The sequence below is a fragment of the Veillonella sp. 3891 genome, from assembly GCF_003992315.1.
Taxonomy (GTDB): domain Bacteria; phylum Bacillota; class Negativicutes; order Veillonellales; family Veillonellaceae; genus F0422.
In genome coordinates, this window is record NZ_RQVE01000014.1 from 1 (window position 1) to 17820 (window position 17820).

Annotated in this window: 17 protein-coding genes and 1 pseudogene; all 18 read right to left on the minus strand. The window is 33.7% G+C overall.

Translation table 11 applies throughout. The features are described from left to right. Nucleotides 1-2058, minus strand: a 2058-nt coding sequence (locus tag EO118_RS07195; RefSeq protein ID WP_127069302.1) for an ATP-binding cassette domain-containing protein, incomplete at its 3' end; no start/stop codon positions are given. A gap of 15 nt (nt 2059-2073) precedes the next feature. Further along, nucleotides 2074-2316, minus strand: a complete 243-nt coding sequence (locus EO118_RS07200; RefSeq protein WP_127069303.1) for a helix-turn-helix transcriptional regulator — start codon at nt 2314-2316, stop codon at nt 2074-2076. Nucleotides 2317-2498: 182 nt separating this feature from the next. Further along, nucleotides 2499-3128: pseudogene (locus EO118_RS08830) on the minus strand (transposase). 327 nt (nt 3129-3455) lie between these two features. Further along, nucleotides 3456-3743: a glycosyltransferase gene (locus EO118_RS07215; protein WP_240626941.1), complete on the minus strand. Its 288-nt coding sequence runs from the start codon at nt 3741-3743 to the stop codon at nt 3456-3458. A gap of 46 nt (nt 3744-3789) precedes the next feature. Next, complete coding sequence (locus tag EO118_RS07220) at nt 3790-4212, minus strand: glycosyltransferase (RefSeq protein ID WP_127069307.1); 423 nt, start codon at nt 4210-4212, stop codon at nt 3790-3792. A 193-nt stretch (nt 4213-4405) separates the two neighbouring features. Beyond that, nucleotides 4406-4624 (minus strand): hypothetical protein, encoded by a 219-nt coding sequence (locus EO118_RS07225; protein ID WP_127069308.1) that lies wholly within the window; start codon nt 4622-4624, stop codon nt 4406-4408. Between the two features lie 147 nt (nt 4625-4771). Beyond that, a complete protein-coding gene (locus tag EO118_RS07230) occupies nt 4772-5101 on the minus strand; it encodes a glycosyltransferase (RefSeq protein WP_127069309.1) in 330 nt (109 codons plus the stop codon). Next, nucleotides 5080-5382: a hypothetical protein gene (locus EO118_RS07235; RefSeq protein WP_127069310.1), complete on the minus strand. Its 303-nt coding sequence runs from the start codon at nt 5380-5382 to the stop codon at nt 5080-5082. The genes EO118_RS07230 and EO118_RS07235 overlap by 22 nt, the downstream gene beginning before the upstream one ends. Nucleotides 5383-5421: 39 nt before the next feature. Then, on the minus strand, nt 5422-6546 hold the full coding sequence (locus EO118_RS07240; protein ID WP_127069311.1) for a glycosyltransferase: 1125 nt from the start codon (nt 6544-6546) through the stop codon (nt 5422-5424). Between the two features lie 26 nt (nt 6547-6572). Further along, entirely contained in the window at nt 6573-7331 is a 759-nt protein-coding gene (locus tag EO118_RS07245; protein ID WP_127069312.1) for a glycosyltransferase family 2 protein, read from the minus strand. 155 nt (nt 7332-7486) lie between these two features. Then, on the minus strand, nt 7487-8641 hold the full coding sequence (locus EO118_RS07250) for a glycosyltransferase family 4 protein (protein ID WP_127069313.1): 1155 nt from the start codon (nt 8639-8641) through the stop codon (nt 7487-7489). An 11-nt stretch (nt 8642-8652) separates the two neighbouring features. Then, nucleotides 8653-9297: a CatB-related O-acetyltransferase gene (locus EO118_RS07255; RefSeq protein ID WP_127069337.1), complete on the minus strand. Its 645-nt coding sequence runs from the start codon at nt 9295-9297 to the stop codon at nt 8653-8655. Then, nucleotides 9290-10336: a glycosyltransferase family 9 protein gene (locus EO118_RS07260; protein ID WP_127069314.1), complete on the minus strand. Its 1047-nt coding sequence runs from the start codon at nt 10334-10336 to the stop codon at nt 9290-9292. Before EO118_RS07260 ends, EO118_RS07255 begins: the two co-directional genes overlap by 8 nt. Before the next feature lie 19 nt (nt 10337-10355). Continuing rightward, nucleotides 10356-11531: a glycosyltransferase gene (locus EO118_RS07265; protein ID WP_127069315.1), complete on the minus strand. Its 1176-nt coding sequence runs from the start codon at nt 11529-11531 to the stop codon at nt 10356-10358. A 108-nt stretch (nt 11532-11639) separates the two neighbouring features. Continuing rightward, complete coding sequence (locus EO118_RS07270; protein WP_127069316.1) at nt 11640-13616, minus strand: LTA synthase family protein; 1977 nt, start codon at nt 13614-13616, stop codon at nt 11640-11642. Between the two features lie 35 nt (nt 13617-13651). Further along, a complete protein-coding gene (gene rfbB / locus EO118_RS07275) occupies nt 13652-14602 on the minus strand; it encodes a dTDP-glucose 4,6-dehydratase (protein WP_127069317.1) in 951 nt (316 codons plus the stop codon). A 144-nt stretch (nt 14603-14746) separates the two neighbouring features. Beyond that, entirely contained in the window at nt 14747-16696 is a 1950-nt protein-coding gene (locus EO118_RS07280) for an LTA synthase family protein (RefSeq protein ID WP_164723904.1), read from the minus strand. 157 nt (nt 16697-16853) lie between these two features. Continuing rightward, nucleotides 16854-17726 carry a sirohydrochlorin cobaltochelatase gene (locus EO118_RS07285; RefSeq protein ID WP_240626940.1) on the minus strand — a complete coding sequence of 291 codons (873 nt, stop codon included), beginning with the start codon at nt 17724-17726 and terminating at the stop codon, nt 16854-16856. Nucleotides 17727-17820: the final 94 nt, after the last annotated feature.

The window sequence follows — 17820 nt, forward strand, 5'->3', positions numbered from 1 at the left end:
ATTTCTAATTGAGTTTAAATACTTTATGAGCTTTTTACTAATATTATTATTTGAGATATGATCTTCTGGTTGATCCACTAAAAAAATACACTTTTCTTTTTCAAATTCCGTTATATATTTAAAATATGCCAAGGATTGTTCTCCTAAAGTACTTCCCAAAGATTTCTCTTCATTAGATATATCTACAATATAATTTTTACATTCACACATCTTACCCAAAAATTTATTTAAGTTATTACTATAATTGGTTTCTATCTGATCATAGGATGTACACCCAGTTATAGCCGATATCAAGGTTTCCATATCTTTTATTGTCTTTAATTTTTCTACATCAGCATAATTTTGGTTAAACATCTTCGATAAAAATTCGTCATACACATCTTTTCCATTATAGTTGGATTCCGAATTAAAACTGAATCCACAACTAGGTTTTTTACTACATCCAGCAAATATACTTGGCTTTTGAGGGAATTCTATATCTTCATTTTCTTTCTTTATTGCCTCAATAATATTTGCAATAAAATCAGCTCTCCTTAAACTAAAATCTCTTTGATCCCTTTCTTGAGTTGAAGCAGCTTCTTCTATTTTCAAATTATATGTTGAAAGCTCTGATGCTATAATATTCTTTAACTTTTCTTCCAATTCTATAATATTGTAATTTTTGTTTATCTCATCAAATATTGACTTTAATAGCTCAATAGCTTTATTAATTTTAGTTTCATATATTTTAAAATACTCTTTACTAAAAATTGTTTCTAATTTATCTATAACACTCGTTAAATATTTTTTTGGTGTACTATTAATATTATCTATACTAGAAAAATCTTTATCACATTCAATTTGAATGAAGTATGTAGCCATATTGTTTAATTCACTATACTCTAAAGAATTTTTTCTTAATCCATTTATTGTTTCTTCTTTTTTTATATTTTTTTTGATGTATGATAATATATCTTCTGCATAATTAGAATAAGCCTCTCTAAAAAAATCATGAGAAACCTGTAGAAAGTTATCTTTTGGGAATAGTGTGCTATTATCAAACATCTCAACAATTTTTCCTTGTCCGATAAATAACTTCTTTGCTGAATATTTATTTTCACAATGTAATTGATTGATTTCAACTAGATTTTTTACATACTTTGGTGTGCTAACTGTATTATTCAAAAGTTTTAGCAATGTAGATTTTCCTGAACCATTTTCTCCGATTATTGCATTTATTCCATTTACAAGTTTAACTTTATCTTCTCCTATTTTGAATTCTTCAATGTAGTTTACATTTTTACTATTTTGTTGATTTATTCTTGTTTCAGGAGATGTAATAGCCATCAATAGTCCTTTAAATGTTGGTAAAATTTTAGCACGAGAATGAGTGAATTGGTTATTTCCATTTTTCTTATCGTGATTTGGATACTCATTCCAATCATGGCAATCACTACCCATTACTAAACCAAGTTTCACAGGAATATCTCTCAAATTATTTTTTAAAATACCTTCTACATTCGGTCTTTGAAACTCTAAAGCATTTATATATCCAGTCATAATTAAACGCTCTGAATCCTTAGTTGATTCGCTTAACGAATTATGTTTACCATCATGTTTATCTAAACTACTTCTTTGACAGGCAATCAATATCACATCAAGACCAATTTTTTTTAGAATAGACTCGAATTTATCTCGTGTATAATAATCTTCTTTCTTCTCTAGTTTATTTTCATCAATACATTCTTTTATTTTTTTGTAATTATCCTCTTTATTTTTTGCATCAAAAATTGTAATAATATGGCATTTCCCCATATCACTATCTATTTGAACATCAAATTCAACACCAGCAACTATACCTTTCACATTCTTATACTTTCCAGTTTTTATTTCACTGTCTAATTTATTATATAACTCAACATTAAATCTGTTGTGGTCTGTGATAGAAAATAATCCCACTTCATTTATATCTAACTTATTTAATAAAACTTCTGTATTATCTATGGTAGAATTATCCACAATGCCATCACTCTCTTTATATTTACTAGCAATGGAATGGATATGTAAATCAAATTTCATATATCTTTCCCTTCCTTAAATATAATCATTATTTTCTGTATCAAACTTACTTTGTATCTTAATGCACTCCACGATTTCCTCAATATCACAATCCAAAGCGTTACATATCCTAAGCAAAACATCTGTAGTTACATTCTGCCCATTCTTCATTTTGTAAAATGTACTTTTACTCACTTTTGCCTTTTCCATCAATTCATTATTTGTCATATCTAAATCAATGAGTTTTTTGAACAATCTTTTATAACTAAAAGCCCTCATTCTTATCCTCCGTTCAAGAAAACCGTATTTCTTAGATTATACCATAAAACGCACTTTTATCATAAATATATCCTCTTTAATCGAACTCGCATAAATAAAAAAAGCAGGTACAGCCCTATGACCACACCGACCATAAATTTAGTTTCTTTATCAAATGAGGGGGCAACTCATATAAAAAGTTCTTAGCACCAGCTATCTAAATAGCTAGTGCTATTCTTTTGGCTTAATAGAAGTATACCAACTCTGAATCGTTCAAAATGACTTAACCCATAACTCATTCTCTCTAACACTTTAATATTATTACATCCTTCTGTAAACCCATTGGAATAGGATAATACAAAGGCATTAATAATTTGAGGAAACCAACTAATAAAGAATACTTTAAAATTACTAAACTCTGGTAGATGACTGCTTTCTACTGCTTTTAACCATAACTGTATATACCTTTCTATGTTAGGTATGCTGTATATCTTAAATATCTTTCTAAAGGCTAACCTAAGTATATACGCCCGTCGTAGGTCATCGGATATACGCAATATTTCTAGCAACTTTATTCGCTCGCTTTCAGTTAATGTATCTGGATTCTTCATAAGAATCCTAACTCGGTTATATTTGAGCATCCTAAAGTGCGTTACTAATTATTTTTGCTCACGTTTGCATACTCGCTCGAGATCCCAATCTACTAAGCGACACACATAGTAACAATCTGCTACAATATGTACATGAGGGAACATAGTTTGCATCACTAACTTAAATAGTGGAGGCAGAAATATTACTACGTTTAGCCATCTCAGCGAAGGATCCTTTTTCACTAAGTTCTCTAAATAGATATTTCATATTAGTTTTACTAAGTTGCAAATAACGACTAACAAAAGGGCTCTTTTCTATGAAAGTGTGATTACATTCGTGGCATTTGTAACGTTTTTGCAGGTAGGTTGCAGTCACTGTATGATGCTGTATAGCGCCAAATTTGACATCTCTAGGTCATTTACCTTTAGACTTTCTAGTACTCGCTCCAGAGTATGGACATATTTGTATATGTCTATTTTATTGCAACAAAAAATGTTGGTGACTACTCTTATATGAGTAGCCCCAACATTTATTATAGTGCCCTTATAAAGTCTGCTAGACTTCATGCTTTATCTTACTTTTTTATAATTATACCTATCAATTAATTGTTTCATAACATATTCCCAACGACTCCATACCTCCTCATTTGACAAATTCTCCACTGATTTATGTGATTGTAATGCCATTTTATTTCGTATATCATAATTTGCCGTCAAGAGATCCAACTTTTCTGTATATTCTTTTATTGAACCTACAAGAAATCCATTATAATTATCAATTATCATTTCATTAACTCCTGGAGAGTTTTTAAATCCTAATACTGGTAGACCAGCTTCCATAGCTTCTGTTACAACCATACTAAACCCCTCATATTTAGAAGGAAACCCCAAAATATCAGCATTTTCATAAATTATTTGATAGACCTTTGTACCTTATGCGATTCTCTAAATTATGCTTCTTAATAAACATCTGAATTTCTTGCATATAAGCTTCATCTGTTACTGGACCATAAAAATCTAAAAACCAATTAGGATATTTATGGCAAATTTCAGCAAAACTTTGTATCGTAATAAAAGGGCGTTTATTCTCCCCTTCAATTCTCCCAACAGATAATAGAGTATAACTAGACTTTACTCCTCTTTCTATTTTTGACAACTTTGTCGGTTCTACAGCATTAGGAATCACTACTACTGGAATCCCCAAAACTATCTCTAAGTCTTTTTTTAAGGACGGTGTTAAAACTTGATATAAATCTAATTTAGATAATGATTTTTTTTGGTCTATAGATATTCTATGAAACTCTCTTTCAACATTTCCGTGAACCATTCCTATAATGGGCTTACATCCATTAGTTAAATGTTGAGCAACAAAAACACTATTTAACTCATGACAAATAAATATATCTATTTCATCGATATTAATAACCTTGGTAATTGCTGAACTTATTTGCTCATATTTATATTGATCAACTTTATTAATAACCGAAAGCCTTAAAAATCTAGTAATTTCTCTTTCGATCTTATATATATGGAACCTTAATATTTCCTAAGCCTAGATTATATTTACGAACAGATTGATCAAATTTATAAAATGGTTCTTCTCCCTCATCACCATTCCAGATCGTATACACTGTATGACCGCGCCTAGACATTTCATTTGACATATTTACAAAAACTCGTTCCATACCTGAAATGTTACTTATACTATTGATTCCAAATGCCATAATTGCAATCTTCATAATATACCTTATTTTTCAAATTTAGGAACGTAGGTATCTCCCCAAGATCCTGTAATATGATGAATCGCATACGTTTCTTTTGTTGGATAAAAAGTATCTGTTATATTAGGTGTGCAAACCAATCCAACATCCTTTAAAACTTTAGTATTAAATGGCAGCATAAAACCCTTGCTTATTTACTTTGATACCATATATGATTCGGATAATTTTAGTACCAATACGAGTATTAGTCATTCTTATATAAGCTGTTTTATAAGAAATAACATCATACCATTTTAATAAAAGGCCAATTAAAGGATTGCCTTTTTTCCTTCCCATAATTGCATTACTAATCATTCTAGAATCTTCTATCCAAAAAAATCCATCATATTTCAATAAATCATCAAAATCCTTTAGCACTTCTATATCAGAATCAAGGTAAATCCCTCCCTCTGTATATACCGCATGTAATCGTGCTACATCGAAACAAATGCCCACTTTTTATTTTCATAAGCTTTTTTTGCAAACGGATATTTTTCAAATGGAAAGTTTGATTCATCCCATTTTTTTAGAGTATAACCTTCTAATTTTTCCCAGGATTTCATACATTCTTCTATTTTAGTAGGATATGGATTATTACCAAACCAAACAAAATATATTACTTTTTGAATAGACCCTTCCTTATTTTTTTCATATTCTTTCTCATTACTTTTAGTACTAAACCAATACAAAATTGCTAGCCTAATAATATCAATATACATCGTTAAATTGACAAACATAAACTCCTATACAAAGCTGATGTTGTACAGAAAAACTATCTATAACTCTAAAATTTCCTCTACTAAGCGACTTTGACTATATGCGTCGTTAGCTTTTTTTAATCCCATCTCAAATACCTCTGGTCGGCAACTCATCACATGTACAAACTCCTCTAGCCCTTTCACAATTGTTTCGTTAGATGTCAAATCTAACGTATGCCCAATATGATAATTTTCTAACACTTCAGGGTTAATTTCTTCCGACACTAGCACTGGTTTATTAAATCCTATAGCTGTAAATAAAATGGCACTACATTGATAGCGATATCGTTCTGCTCCATATGGCAATAATAATGCATCTACATTAATCAACTGTTCATCCCATTCTTTACCATTTAAGTTTTTATGTAAGAACCGAATATTATCATATGTACTATATTTTTTCATCATAGACTCAAATAGTTCTGAATCACTAGGGGTAACCGTTGCTCCTTGCACTAGTAAACTCACTGGACAATCAAATTTAGCCTCTATAAAGGCATCTAAAAATTGATTTAGTTGTTTTTCTTTTCTAAACTGTCCAAAGAACCCTATTGTCAATGGCTCATCACTACTACTTCTTACTACTCCTTCTTTTGGAGTATACACTGGAGGGACTACAGATGTAATATTTTTCTTATTTCCATCATTATACTCATCTCTAAAAGTCAATACTTTCAAGTATATGTTTTCATAAGGTTCACATTTTTTAGCATGTACCTCAAATCGCTCTCGTTCCTTTTCCATAATTCCATGAAATAGCATAATAATGGGAACTGGAGAATGTTTCAATTCAGTACGAACAATAGACCTAGCAAACCTAAAGCTTGCAGTAGGAATAATTAAAGCATCACATTTTCCATCGAGTATTTTTTTATATGCAGAATTAAACCAAGCTTTTCGTCTTTTTTCTCGAAGTAAGGAAAGCCAGATCCGTTTCCAGCGACTGACACCTGCATAAGAAATCGCTTCGCCACCCTCTAGATATTCTATGTCTACTCCATAATCAACTTTAAAGGGAAAGTTTTCTGGAACAAAGAACACTGGTTCATGCCCTTGCTTTTTCAACTCCTCAACTAAAATTCTATCAAATTCTACTTCATGCCCTGCGGGCATAACTATACTTTCTAATATAGCTACTCTCATTCGTATCTCCAGTATTTTATAATTTCTTACAACTTACCATTAGATTTCAGTAAATAATATAATTTTACATATTTTGTCATCGTGTAAAAGTAATGATTAATAGATAAGATAAATCCTATTTTTCCATCTAAAAATCCACGATCCAATATATACATTTTAAAGAATGCCCACATTGGTCGTAATATAATATCTCTTAAAAAAGAGCACGATTTTCCTTCATCTTCATAACGATTAGCTGCTAATGTCGTATAGTTATTAAACTTATTAAAATATTGTTGCCAATTATCATAGGTATAATGGTACATTGGTGATTCTAGACGCTTATTTTCATAAGGTGTAATAATTTGTGGATGTACATATCCTTTAACCCAAGATCCCTTAGCGGGCATCAACCGACATACATAATCTGGACGTAATACTCCATGCGTTGCTACATTATGATGAAAGCGATTATGTCGCTGTATCCAATACGCTAAATCTTCTCCTTGTATAGCTAGCTTAATTTCTGCACATAATTCTGGGCTGCATCGTTCATCTGCATCAATAAAGAATATCCAATGACTGCTAGCTTGTTCTATCGCAAATGTTTGTTGTGCTCCCCAATCTCCATTCATTGATCGTTGCAAGACTTTTGCTCCTAACGATTCCGCAATAGATACTGTATTATCTTCACTGCCATCATCGATGACAAGAATTTCATCAGCAAAAGCTTGACAACTTTCTATACAATCTTTGATGTTTTGTTCTTCATTTCTTGTTAAAATTAACACACTAACCGTATTCATATACTTCCTCTTATCTATCCACATATAACAAAGACTATCATCTTGCGTGATAGTCTTTTATTCATTTTCTATTGTATCAATTTTACACCATGCATTCAATGATAGATTATAACATAAATTTTAGCAATCCATTATAAGTGTCGCTATTTATTTTACTAACCTTTTTTATACAACATCAACAATCGATTCAATTCCGCACCTATGGTCTTATAATCGAATGTATCTCTCGAATAACTTATCGCTTTTTCTACTTCAGCTTTTATAAGAACCTCATCTTCCATATATTCTACCATTGCCTTTGCAAAACCACTAGAGGTATAATCATCTACTACCTTACCAATGGTTTCATTATTTGTAGTATCTCTTACAAAAGAGCTATACCGGCTAATAATAGGTACACAGCCAAAATACATGCCCTCTAAAGTTGCTATACATGTACTTTCAGTTCTACTAGGCATACAAATAATTTTTGACTTTTTTAGTAGGTCAAATAATTCATTTCTATCTGTGATATTTCCTAGTTGAACTATATTAGATTCAAGCATTGGATTATCTTCAATAAATTTGGCTATATACTTAGAAAACTCTTCAGTCTGTGGTCCCACAAGGTAGAATTTCCATTGATTTCGCAAGTTATCAGGAATTTCTAATATACTATCCAAAAATAGTTCTGTATTTTTCTCATAAATTCCTAGTCTACCAACAGTAATCACGATATTCTCTTTTTGCTCTACATTCACTGTGACATCATCAATTCCTAATGTAGATACACCATTGGGTAGGTAATGCAATCTGCCTTTAAAAATTGGAGTGTCTTTTAAAGTATTATAATACTCTTCTGTTTCTACAGTAAAAAAATCAATATACCGACTTTTAAAGGCTTCAAAATAGCTACGCAAGAAGAAAAAGTCTCGGTTTGGGGAAAAATGTGCATATCCACCCTTCCCCATATCTAATTTAACATATACAACAACTTTAGGATTAACTTGTTTACATAGCTTTGCTAATTTATAAATCGTATTACCATAATTAAAAAAAATAACTGCATCATAACTTATGATATGATCTTTTATATATTCTTTTATATCTAAAACCTGTTGTTTAAATTCTAAGCTCTCCGAAATTTTGTTAATACCCACAGATTTTAAAAATTGAGGGTTCCACTCTGCTTCATACTCGCTACTATTACAACCGCAGTAATTAGTCGTGTAATTAAAAGATTTATTCAATTCATACAATAACATCCCCGCATCTTTGTAGGCAATGACAGAATCGTATGATGGGCCTGATAAAATTTCTAGTATTCTCATATTTCACTTTACTATAAATAATACGCATCTACAAAAGCAACAGGATCTTCAAATAATTTGTATGAAGATCGTATTTTTTCGTCCTCCCATTCCCACCATTTCATGATAAGTAATTTTTGAATTATTTCTTCTGGGAAACGATATCTGATAATTTTATTAGCACCTACTACAATGGCATATGGTGGTACATCTTTTGTTATCACACTACCTGCACCAATAACAGCTCCATCACCAATTGTAAGATTGTTTAAAATTGTACATCGGGCACCAATCCAAACATCATTACCAACAACAGTGCTTTTTTTAATAGGTAATTCATTTGGATATTCCAATTCCGATTGCCATGTAGTAACATAATCCGTTTTATGTCCATTCGGAACTACTAATTGATCAACTGCAATAGAACAATATGCTCCAATAGACTTAATAATGTCATTTCGTATATATTTATATCCCCAAGTAAATTTTCCAACAGGGATTCCTGAATATTTTTCCGTATAATATCTCGCTAAATTATCTTTAAATCCATATTTTTTTAATGACAACTTATAAATATATTCTGGACAAATTCTACTACCTTTAATTCTACGAACCATTTCTACTAAATAAGCATCCATTTTAGAAATATCATATTTCTCAATTAAATTATTATCCATCATTTTCTCCAGTTATTAATCGATATCCTCCCAAGGGTTTTCCTTCGTCATAGCATCTTTGAATTTCTGTGATAACTCTATTTACAGATATTTGTTTCATACATGTTGGATTCTCACACCAACCAGGACCTTTAAATAAATAGTCACAAGGTGAACACTCTATTTCAGCATGTATACTAGCAAATATTCGTTGTGGCATCCCTCTCCAATCAGGTTGTGACCCATATAGTCCAATTACCGGTGTATCAACAGCATTTGCTACATGAATCGGAAAGCTACACCCATTAACAACCATATCTGTTAATCGTATAACTTCACCTGTTTCAAAAATATTAGTTTTTCCTCTTAAATCAAGTACATTACGAGGAAATTCAACCTCATTATATTTTTTTGATGGAACACCAATAATAACCACACTTTTTTCTATTTTTTCTAATTCACTAAATAGGTTCAACCAGTATTCAATAGGCCAATCTTTTGCGTGTCCGCCTGTTTCTAAACTACAAACAATAAAGTCATCATACAGTCTATTCTTTAATAATTCATTTACATTTTTCTTTTCTAATTCACTTCCTTCAGGATAGTATAAATGGTCCCATTCTGGTATCTGGGTGATATCTATTTGAAGTATATCCTTCACAAAATCCGCATATACCACTGGTTCATACGCATAGTCCATCCAAGACTTAGGTGAAATAAGATCAGTTAAAAAAAACTTCCTTTTATGAGGAAAACCTATTCTCTTTTTTACTCTTGCTAACCAATAAATTATAGAGATACGATATAGCGTGTCCATCAGATATACAATATCCGCTTTCCATAATTTTTTTATAATATTCCAAGAACTTTTATAGCTTTTATCGAACCCTAGATATTCATCTACAAATGGACACCCCTCCATTAATGCTCTAGCATTTTCTTCTCCTACTACTATCAACTTAGTTTCTGGCAAAAGAGTTTTGATACCTCTCAGTATAGGTGTAAGCATTACCATATCCCCTAATCCGCCAAACCGACTCATTATAATTTTTTTGTACATATTACTACCTTAGCAATTCCTATTTTGTATTAATGTCATTTAACAACTGTTCCCACTCATCCCATATTCTATCTGGTGCATACACTTTCATACTTTTATTAGCATTTGCACCATATTCCACACGTAATTCTTGATTACTCATTAATTTCTTTAATCCTTGAGCTAAGCTATGGGCACCATCTTCACACAGTATTCCATTATATCCATCAATGATTAATTCATTCACTGCACTACATGATGCAAAGCCTACTGCTGGTAAGCCTTTACTCATAGCTTCCCCTAAGGATAATCCAAACCCTTCATAGGCACTTGGAAAAGCAAAAATATCACAACTTGCTAATGCACCTTCTACGTCATTTGTAGTTCCTGCAAACCGAATTTGTTCTTGTAATCCATGTGTAGCTATCATTAACTCCATTTGCTTAAAAAACGAATCACCTTCTTTGGCACCCCATAGTACTAACTCCCAATTCGGAAATTCATCTGCTAATTTACAAAATGCTTCTATTAACAAATGTGGTTGTTTATGATTTTTAGATAATCTAGCCAAAAATCCTATTCTATAGACCTCTTTAAAGCTTTTTAAATCTACTTGTTCCTTATATTGTGGAATCGCATTACCAATCACAGTCACCTTAGCATTCGGCAAATGATGTAATAGATGGTCTTTAAAGGATGGCAATAAAACTTGGTTCATTGCACATTTTTCTACAGCTGGTATCTCTGCTTTTGGATAAAAGTGAAAATAGTCTTCTGGATCACCATGACTCATTGTTACAACTGGTATGGAGGTATCTAAATCCATAACCAACAGTTTTGTTGCTGCTGGTTGAAAGCTTACAATAACATCTGGTTGTGTCTTTTCCAATATATTCTGTAATGGTCCTAATAAATACGATTCAGCAAAATCATTATTAATAGTTCTCGCTTTTTGTTTATTAAACAAGCGATACCATTCACGTTTTAAACGTAGTGTAAGTGGATATGCTACTCTTTTTCCATCCATATTTCGCAAATCATATTGCAAGATCTCTCTATTAATAGGATAGTAAAACGCTCCAGATTGTTCATCACTATATACTAATACAACCTCATGGCCTCGTCGGTTCATTTCATTGGCAAAGGCACAAGTTACCTTGGCCAATCCACCACTATCTGCAACCATTTTGGTAAAATTTGCTAATAAGATTTTCATTTTAACTTCCTCTTATCTATCCACATATGACAAAGACTATCACCTTACGTGATAGTCTTTTATTCATTCTTTATTGTATCAAGTTTACGCTTTGTATTCAACAACAGGTTATACATGATGTCGAACAATCGCACCAGTTACTTCCATATAGGCTCGTTGTAAAGCTACTATATCTGTTAAATTATAATCATATACTGGCGTACCTTCTAAAGTCTCTACACGTTGATCTTTAAAGAAACCAATATGACTATTACTTATCCAATGATATGGAGTTACAATGAGCGCTTGCGATTCGAACAATGATGGGAATAAGCTTACATATTCATGATTTTTAGGTGCTACTAATTCCATGATCGTTGGCAAGATATTCATATGTGTTCCTATCCTTGTATTATTTAATAGACCTTTGTCAAAATCCTTATGTAACATATAAAATGCTGTACTAATATCTTCACGTAAGGTATGCACCCTATTAGCATCCTGACATGGCATCGGCAATCTTCTCGTGTGATCACCCGTTACTATAACTAAACTATCTTCATAAGTTTCTTGAATATAACGAACAAACTCGCTTAAATAATAATCACAATATGCATATGTTCCAATATCTTCAACATATTTATGTAAATGTTTCGGCAACCCTTTTAGTAGCGTTGCCTTTTCAACTCCATACTTTTCAATTGGAATCGTATACGGCCCATGATTAGATGTAGTATAAATATAATGAAATTCACAACTATCTGAATTACTACTCTGTAATACTTGCTTGATCCCATCTAAAAATAAATGGTCATGTACACCCAACCAAGTATGTGGTGTATCACTAGATGTAGCATCAAAACCAGAATATACATTATGAAATCCATTTCCTTTAGCAAATAGACCTAAGCTAGACCAAGATAAGGAACCCCCATACCACAGTGAGCATGTATACCCTAACTCTGAAATTTGTTTTCCCAATGATGTCGGTAGTTGGTTGTTCCAAAAATACGCTTTTTCATTCAACTCTAAATTGACATCATAAATACCATTCAACATAGAGCTAATGGACGGCTGAGATATTAATCCACCTGCTAAAAAATTATCACTATGAATAGTCGTATTTTGTTCGCGAATTAATCTGCCTGCATTAGCAATGGGTATATCTTTATATATATCATCAAATGCGAACTGACTATAACTTTCTTCTACGATTAAAAATATCTTTTTAGGCTTTTTAATTCGAGGTCCTAGTGCTTTTTTTCGCATAGAGTTCCAGAGCGTACCTACTAAATCCTGTTCAACCTTGATTAAAGGCTTTAAAGTTTGAATAGACTCCACATCACTATGCTCTAATATTTCTTGTGGTTTTGCCCGAATAGCTAATTCAAAAGCAATCAAATCATCCATACAAGCCTTAGCAAAAAACATATCTCGTTTAACTATTTCAGGTACTGTATCCCATTCAGGTTTATTGCGATGCTTAAATGTACCACCGTAACGAAACCAATAATACACGGCCACTGTCGCTATCACAATTACAGTATTATATATATAATACATATAGTCCGAATGAGTTGTCGGTACAGTAATAGTTCCTAAACCTAGTATCCATCCTAGAAAATAGTATATCCCTACTGTATAAATTGGCAAGGATAATAAAATCCACCATCCATGATTTTGATTAAAGAATATATCTAATAAATTTCTTTTATCTGCATTTCTTCCTAATCGTAAATTTGAATTATATGTATCCTTGTAATGATAATAGAAAATTAATTTTCCTAAAAAAGCTACATATACTACAAGAAAATATAAAGTTCCCAAAATCACTCTAATAAAATCACTATGCAGGTAAACAACTTCAAGCCCCAATGAAGGTAACGTTACTAGCAAAAATAAACCAAGTAACACATAGGCATTAAAATCCATCCCCCACCAAAATCCATAGTTAAAGCATGTATGCCATTTTTGTTCTTGACCTTTATACGTGCGATTCGGTGCAAAATAATAAATGAATAAAAATCTAAAAATAGCACATAATATGGGACTTAACAGAAAAATCTTTATATCTTGTTGTAAGCCTTGTAAAATTAACAGTTCCATAATTCACCACAATATAACAATACAATTTGTCAAATTTATATAATATTTTCCCTATACCACTCCACAATCCCTTGTAATGTCTCTTCCATGGTATACTCTGGTCTCCACCCCAATGTTCCCAGCTTACTGCTATTTATGGCATATCGCAAATCATGGCCCAATCGGTCTGGTACATACCTAATTAATTCATAAGGTTTTCCCAACACATCTAGAATTCGCTTCACTAGCTGAATATTGGGAATCTCTTCTCCAGCCCCTACATTATAGACCTCTCCTACTGTACCTTTTTGCAGAATGAAATCAATAGCTCTACAGTGGTCCACAACGTGAATCCAGTCACGGATATTTAGTCCATTTCCATAGACTGGTAAGGGTTTATCTAACAAAGCATTTTGTATCATAAGGGGAATTAACTTCTCTGGGTATTGATGGGCTCCATAATTATTAGAACATCTAGATATTGTCACAGGCAATCCATAGGTTTTATAATAACTCAACACTAATAGATCTGAAGATGCCTTTGATGCTGCGTAAGGACTAGTAGGTTTTAAAGGGCTTTGTTCTGTAAAAGGAACGCCTCCTTCTAAAGGCAAGGCTCCATATACTTCATCTGTTGATACATGATGAAACCGTTGTATGCCATATCGTAAACAAGCATCAAGTAAAACGCCTGTACCAATGACATTCGTCTCTAAGAATACTTGTGGGCCTGTAATACTTCGATCCACATGAGTTTCTGCTGCAAAATGTACCACCACATCAGGCTTATACGTAACAAACAGAGTATCTACGAAAGAAGCATCTCGAATATTTCCTTCTATTATAGTCAACCTAGAATCTTCTGGTAAATCTTTTATATTATTCTTATTCCCTGCATAGGTTAAGGCATCTAAACAGATAAAAGAATCACCTAGATAGGTCTTCATCATATATCGCAAGAAATGGCTACCTATAAAGCCACAGCCACCTGTAACTAAAATATTCATATTCACATCCATATACAAAAGAAACCCGCTACATAAGTAGCGAGCATGGTGGTATGTTCTATGACGATACCGTTTTACTACTTATTTTACAGCATATATACATATTCACAGTCAATATTTAGCGTTTATTTAGGTAGAATAATCCTACTCCACCGCATTTCCTCTCACAATTCGCCACACGCTTATAGTCCGCAATGCCTTAATGTACTTCGCATACTCTTCTGGCATAGCTTGACCTTGTTCATGGATACCGCTAGCATCTACGTACAAGCGATGATTAAAGCCCATTTTTGGTTGTGTAAATAGACTTGGCATTAAGCTCATATAGGTATCACCTTTACGACCTACTAGCTCTGCCAAGGTAGGATTAATTTGTAAGGCACTACCGAAGCTACTTTCACTCAGCCAACTAGGGTTGATACCTTGTCCATAGACAATGAATGGTATCGCCGAGAAGGTTGGAATATCTACTTGAGTGGCAAAGCTAAACCGCTCAGAATGGTCTCCTGTAATCAAGGTCAGCATAGTAGGGTCCAATTTCTCTACGTCATGAATCATTTTCCCCATTGTCATATCTGCATACCAGAAATGGCCGATTTCGTTCACCGTTTTATCATCTTTTTTGATAGAGTCATCGCCTTTACCGATTACCTTTGACGCATCAAAACCAGCTTTTGCTAAATCTACAGAATACGGTGGATGATTCGAAGATGTCATGATAAAGTGGAACACTTTTTCGCCTGGTTGTTCCCCTTTTACATAATTGGTAATCGCCTTAAACAAATCTCCATCAGGAGCGCCCCAAGCATTGCCTCCTTCATAAGGGAAACTAGTCGCACCATGAAACTCGTCAAACCCTTGTGCTAGTGCAAATCGTTCCACGTCTTGCCAAGTCCCAAATCCACCATACCAGAACACTGTTTTATAACCAAAATGTTTCATCATTTGCGCAATTCCAGTACCATATTTTGCTTTATAGGACTGCCCTTCATAATTTGGATATAAACCCGCATCGGCTAAGCCTGTGACAAATCCATTGATAGCTGGCATAGTGCCTGTGCCATGGGCTAGCATATATTTCGTGTGCATCGCTTTTGGCGAACTTTGAATCGCCTTGCCTTCTTGTACAATGTATGTACCTAATTCTTCATAGTTTGGCAAAAATGGCCATAAGCCGTAGCTTTCACCTAGTACAAAGATAACATTATTTGGTTGTGTAGGTAATTTTTCTTCTGTAATGGTCCTTGTAAAAGCCTCATCAATGGTATTTGCCTTCGGATTACCTCCCACAGATTGGATGACATCTCTAAGTTCTGCCCCTGTAATAGTAATTTTCTTCGCTTGTTTAGACCGTTCATAAATGGTGGATACTCTTTTCAAGGCTTGCCCATCATCTAAAATTGCTTCATTTAATAGATTGGATTTCGTCCGTGCTGCATTTTCCCAATGGATGGAACCATTATAGGTAAAAGCACCACCAAATCGCAATCCAATGCCCACGGCTACAACCAACAGGATGGATCCTAGCACTGTGGCAATTTGTTTGCCCTTACCATCTATCTGTATCGTCCACGTACGGTTGGTGTAGAGTTTCATAAAAACATAGACCATCACTGCACAGAACACAATCGCTAAGGGCACACGCCAGAGCAATCCATATTCAGAAATCCCTGTTTGCAAGGTGGCACCAATATCGTCATGAGCCCCGTTGATAATCATGGCATTGAAAGTAGCATGGAAAATCGTAAAATAAGGTATACGCAAGCAAAATAAAAACGTAAACACTGCCGTGCTAATACCGTAAATCCAGCGACGAATTTTCCAAGGAGAATACCATGTAAAGCTGCCAAATATGCCAGGTAATGTAGAGAATACAAAACTAAGTAATACAATGGCTCCCGCTGTTTTTAAGCTAATTCGAAATCCTAACCATAAAGCCTCAAGAATATCCCCGGCACCTACTTCACCTAGTTGATCTTGAAAGAGCCCGATAAAGGCTATCCGAAACACCATGAATAGTGCGGAGAACCAAAGTAATCCTTTTACATCTAACTGTAGTCCATCTAACCAGTTAGTTAGCTTTGTATGTCCCATGAGTCTACTCCTCTTATTACAAATTGTATCGGTATCTGTTATGACAGAATATCGTCATCGTTCAACTATTGTTACCTTCCATTATACTCCAAATTCTCGTAACAATCAAAAAATCGCATACCATGGTATATCATGATATGCGATAGTTCTTATTGTCTTATGCGGTTCTGAAAGTTCCATGTTTCACAACAGGTTTGCCTTCTCCTGTTTCACGTTGACGTAAGGTGCGACGCTCTGCACTGCGAATGACTTGGGATAAATGTTTCACGAACAATTCTTGGATGTACGGATTTTCTCCTAACCCTTCGTTCCAGATAGATACACCATAGCCTTGTTGGCCTAACAAGGTTGCAATGGAGTCCGAACGCTCGCCACCTAAATAGTCCATTAAGTGAGCTGAGCCGATCAACGCCAATGGCACCACCAACACCTCTTGATGGTCTAAGCGTTCTAATAGTGTTAAGGCTTGTTTGAAATTAGGGAATCCATTAGCGGTAAATACTACTACATTTTGTCCCGCCCCGTACAAGCATTTCAATTGTAACGCACTGTATTCTAATTGGTTTTGTCCATTAGCCATTAATAACACAGTTTTATTTAAAGCACGAATATTAATATGTTTGATGATGGCTTCTATGGTATCGGAGTAATCGTCAGCATAGTTCTTCACGCCTAAGGAGTTCAACAATGGTTTACCCACCGTAGCACGCAAGCCACGATCATGAGCTTCTTTCATCACTTCTTTACGCATTTGTACATAACATTGATCCCACACTAAGGCAAATGGTTGTACAAAGATATCTGTTACCCCTGCACTTGCCAAACTTTCAATAGCACCTGTTAATGTATAGACTTGCGCGTCATACTTTTCATTCCATTTATCTACTAATGCATCCGATAAAAATACACGGCGCACTTCCACGCCTGGATACATGTCCTTAATCCGTCGTTCCATGGCACCTACGGATGCTTCCACCGCATCTCCATAGATGGATCCAAATGTTGCTAACACAATACCACGTTGATTCATATATGCCTCCATATTAATTCCTTGTTTGTTGGGTTACATAAACACACTTCTTAATACCTATCATACGTCACGTTTTACATTATGTCAATGATAA

Bases quoted from the DNA above. Each gene is read 5' to 3' on its own strand.
- EO118_RS07245 (WP_127069312.1), bottom strand. From the start codon at position 7,331: ATGAATACGGTTAGTGTGTTAATTTTAACAAGAAATGAAGAACAAAAC.
- EO118_RS07240 (WP_127069311.1), bottom strand. From the start codon at position 6,546: ATGAGAGTAGCTATATTAGAAAGTATAGTTATGCCCGCAGGGCATGAA.
- EO118_RS07215 (WP_240626941.1), bottom strand. From the start codon at position 3,743: ATGGTTGTAACAGAAGCTATGGAAGCTGGTCTACCAGTATTAGGATTT.
- EO118_RS07285 (WP_240626940.1), bottom strand. From the start codon at position 17,726: ATGAATCAACGTGGTATTGTGTTAGCAACATTTGGATCCATCTATGGA.
- EO118_RS07250 (WP_127069313.1), bottom strand. From the start codon at position 8,641: ATGAGAATACTAGAAATTTTATCAGGCCCATCATACGATTCTGTCATT.
- EO118_RS07280 (WP_164723904.1), bottom strand. From the start codon at position 16,696: ATGGGACATACAAAGCTAACTAACTGGTTAGATGGACTACAGTTAGAT.
- EO118_RS07265 (WP_127069315.1), bottom strand. From the start codon at position 11,531: ATGAAAATCTTATTAGCAAATTTTACCAAAATGGTTGCAGATAGTGGT.
- EO118_RS07220 (WP_127069307.1), bottom strand. From the start codon at position 4,212: ATGGTTCACGGAAATGTTGAAAGAGAGTTTCATAGAATATCTATAGAC.
- EO118_RS07270 (WP_127069316.1), bottom strand. From the start codon at position 13,616: ATGGAACTGTTAATTTTACAAGGCTTACAACAAGATATAAAGATTTTT.
- EO118_RS07225 (WP_127069308.1), bottom strand. From the start codon at position 4,624: ATGAAGATTGCAATTATGGCATTTGGAATCAATAGTATAAGTAACATT.
- EO118_RS07255 (WP_127069337.1), bottom strand. From the start codon at position 9,297: ATGGATAATAATTTAATTGAGAAATATGATATTTCTAAAATGGATGCT.
- EO118_RS07200 (WP_127069303.1), bottom strand. From the start codon at position 2,316: ATGAGGGCTTTTAGTTATAAAAGATTGTTCAAAAAACTCATTGATTTA.
- EO118_RS07235 (WP_127069310.1), bottom strand. From the start codon at position 5,382: ATGTTTGTCAATTTAACGATGTATATTGATATTATTAGGCTAGCAATT.
- EO118_RS07260 (WP_127069314.1), bottom strand. From the start codon at position 10,336: ATGTACAAAAAAATTATAATGAGTCGGTTTGGCGGATTAGGGGATATG.
- rfbB (WP_127069317.1), bottom strand. From the start codon at position 14,602: ATGAATATTTTAGTTACAGGTGGCTGTGGCTTTATAGGTAGCCATTTC.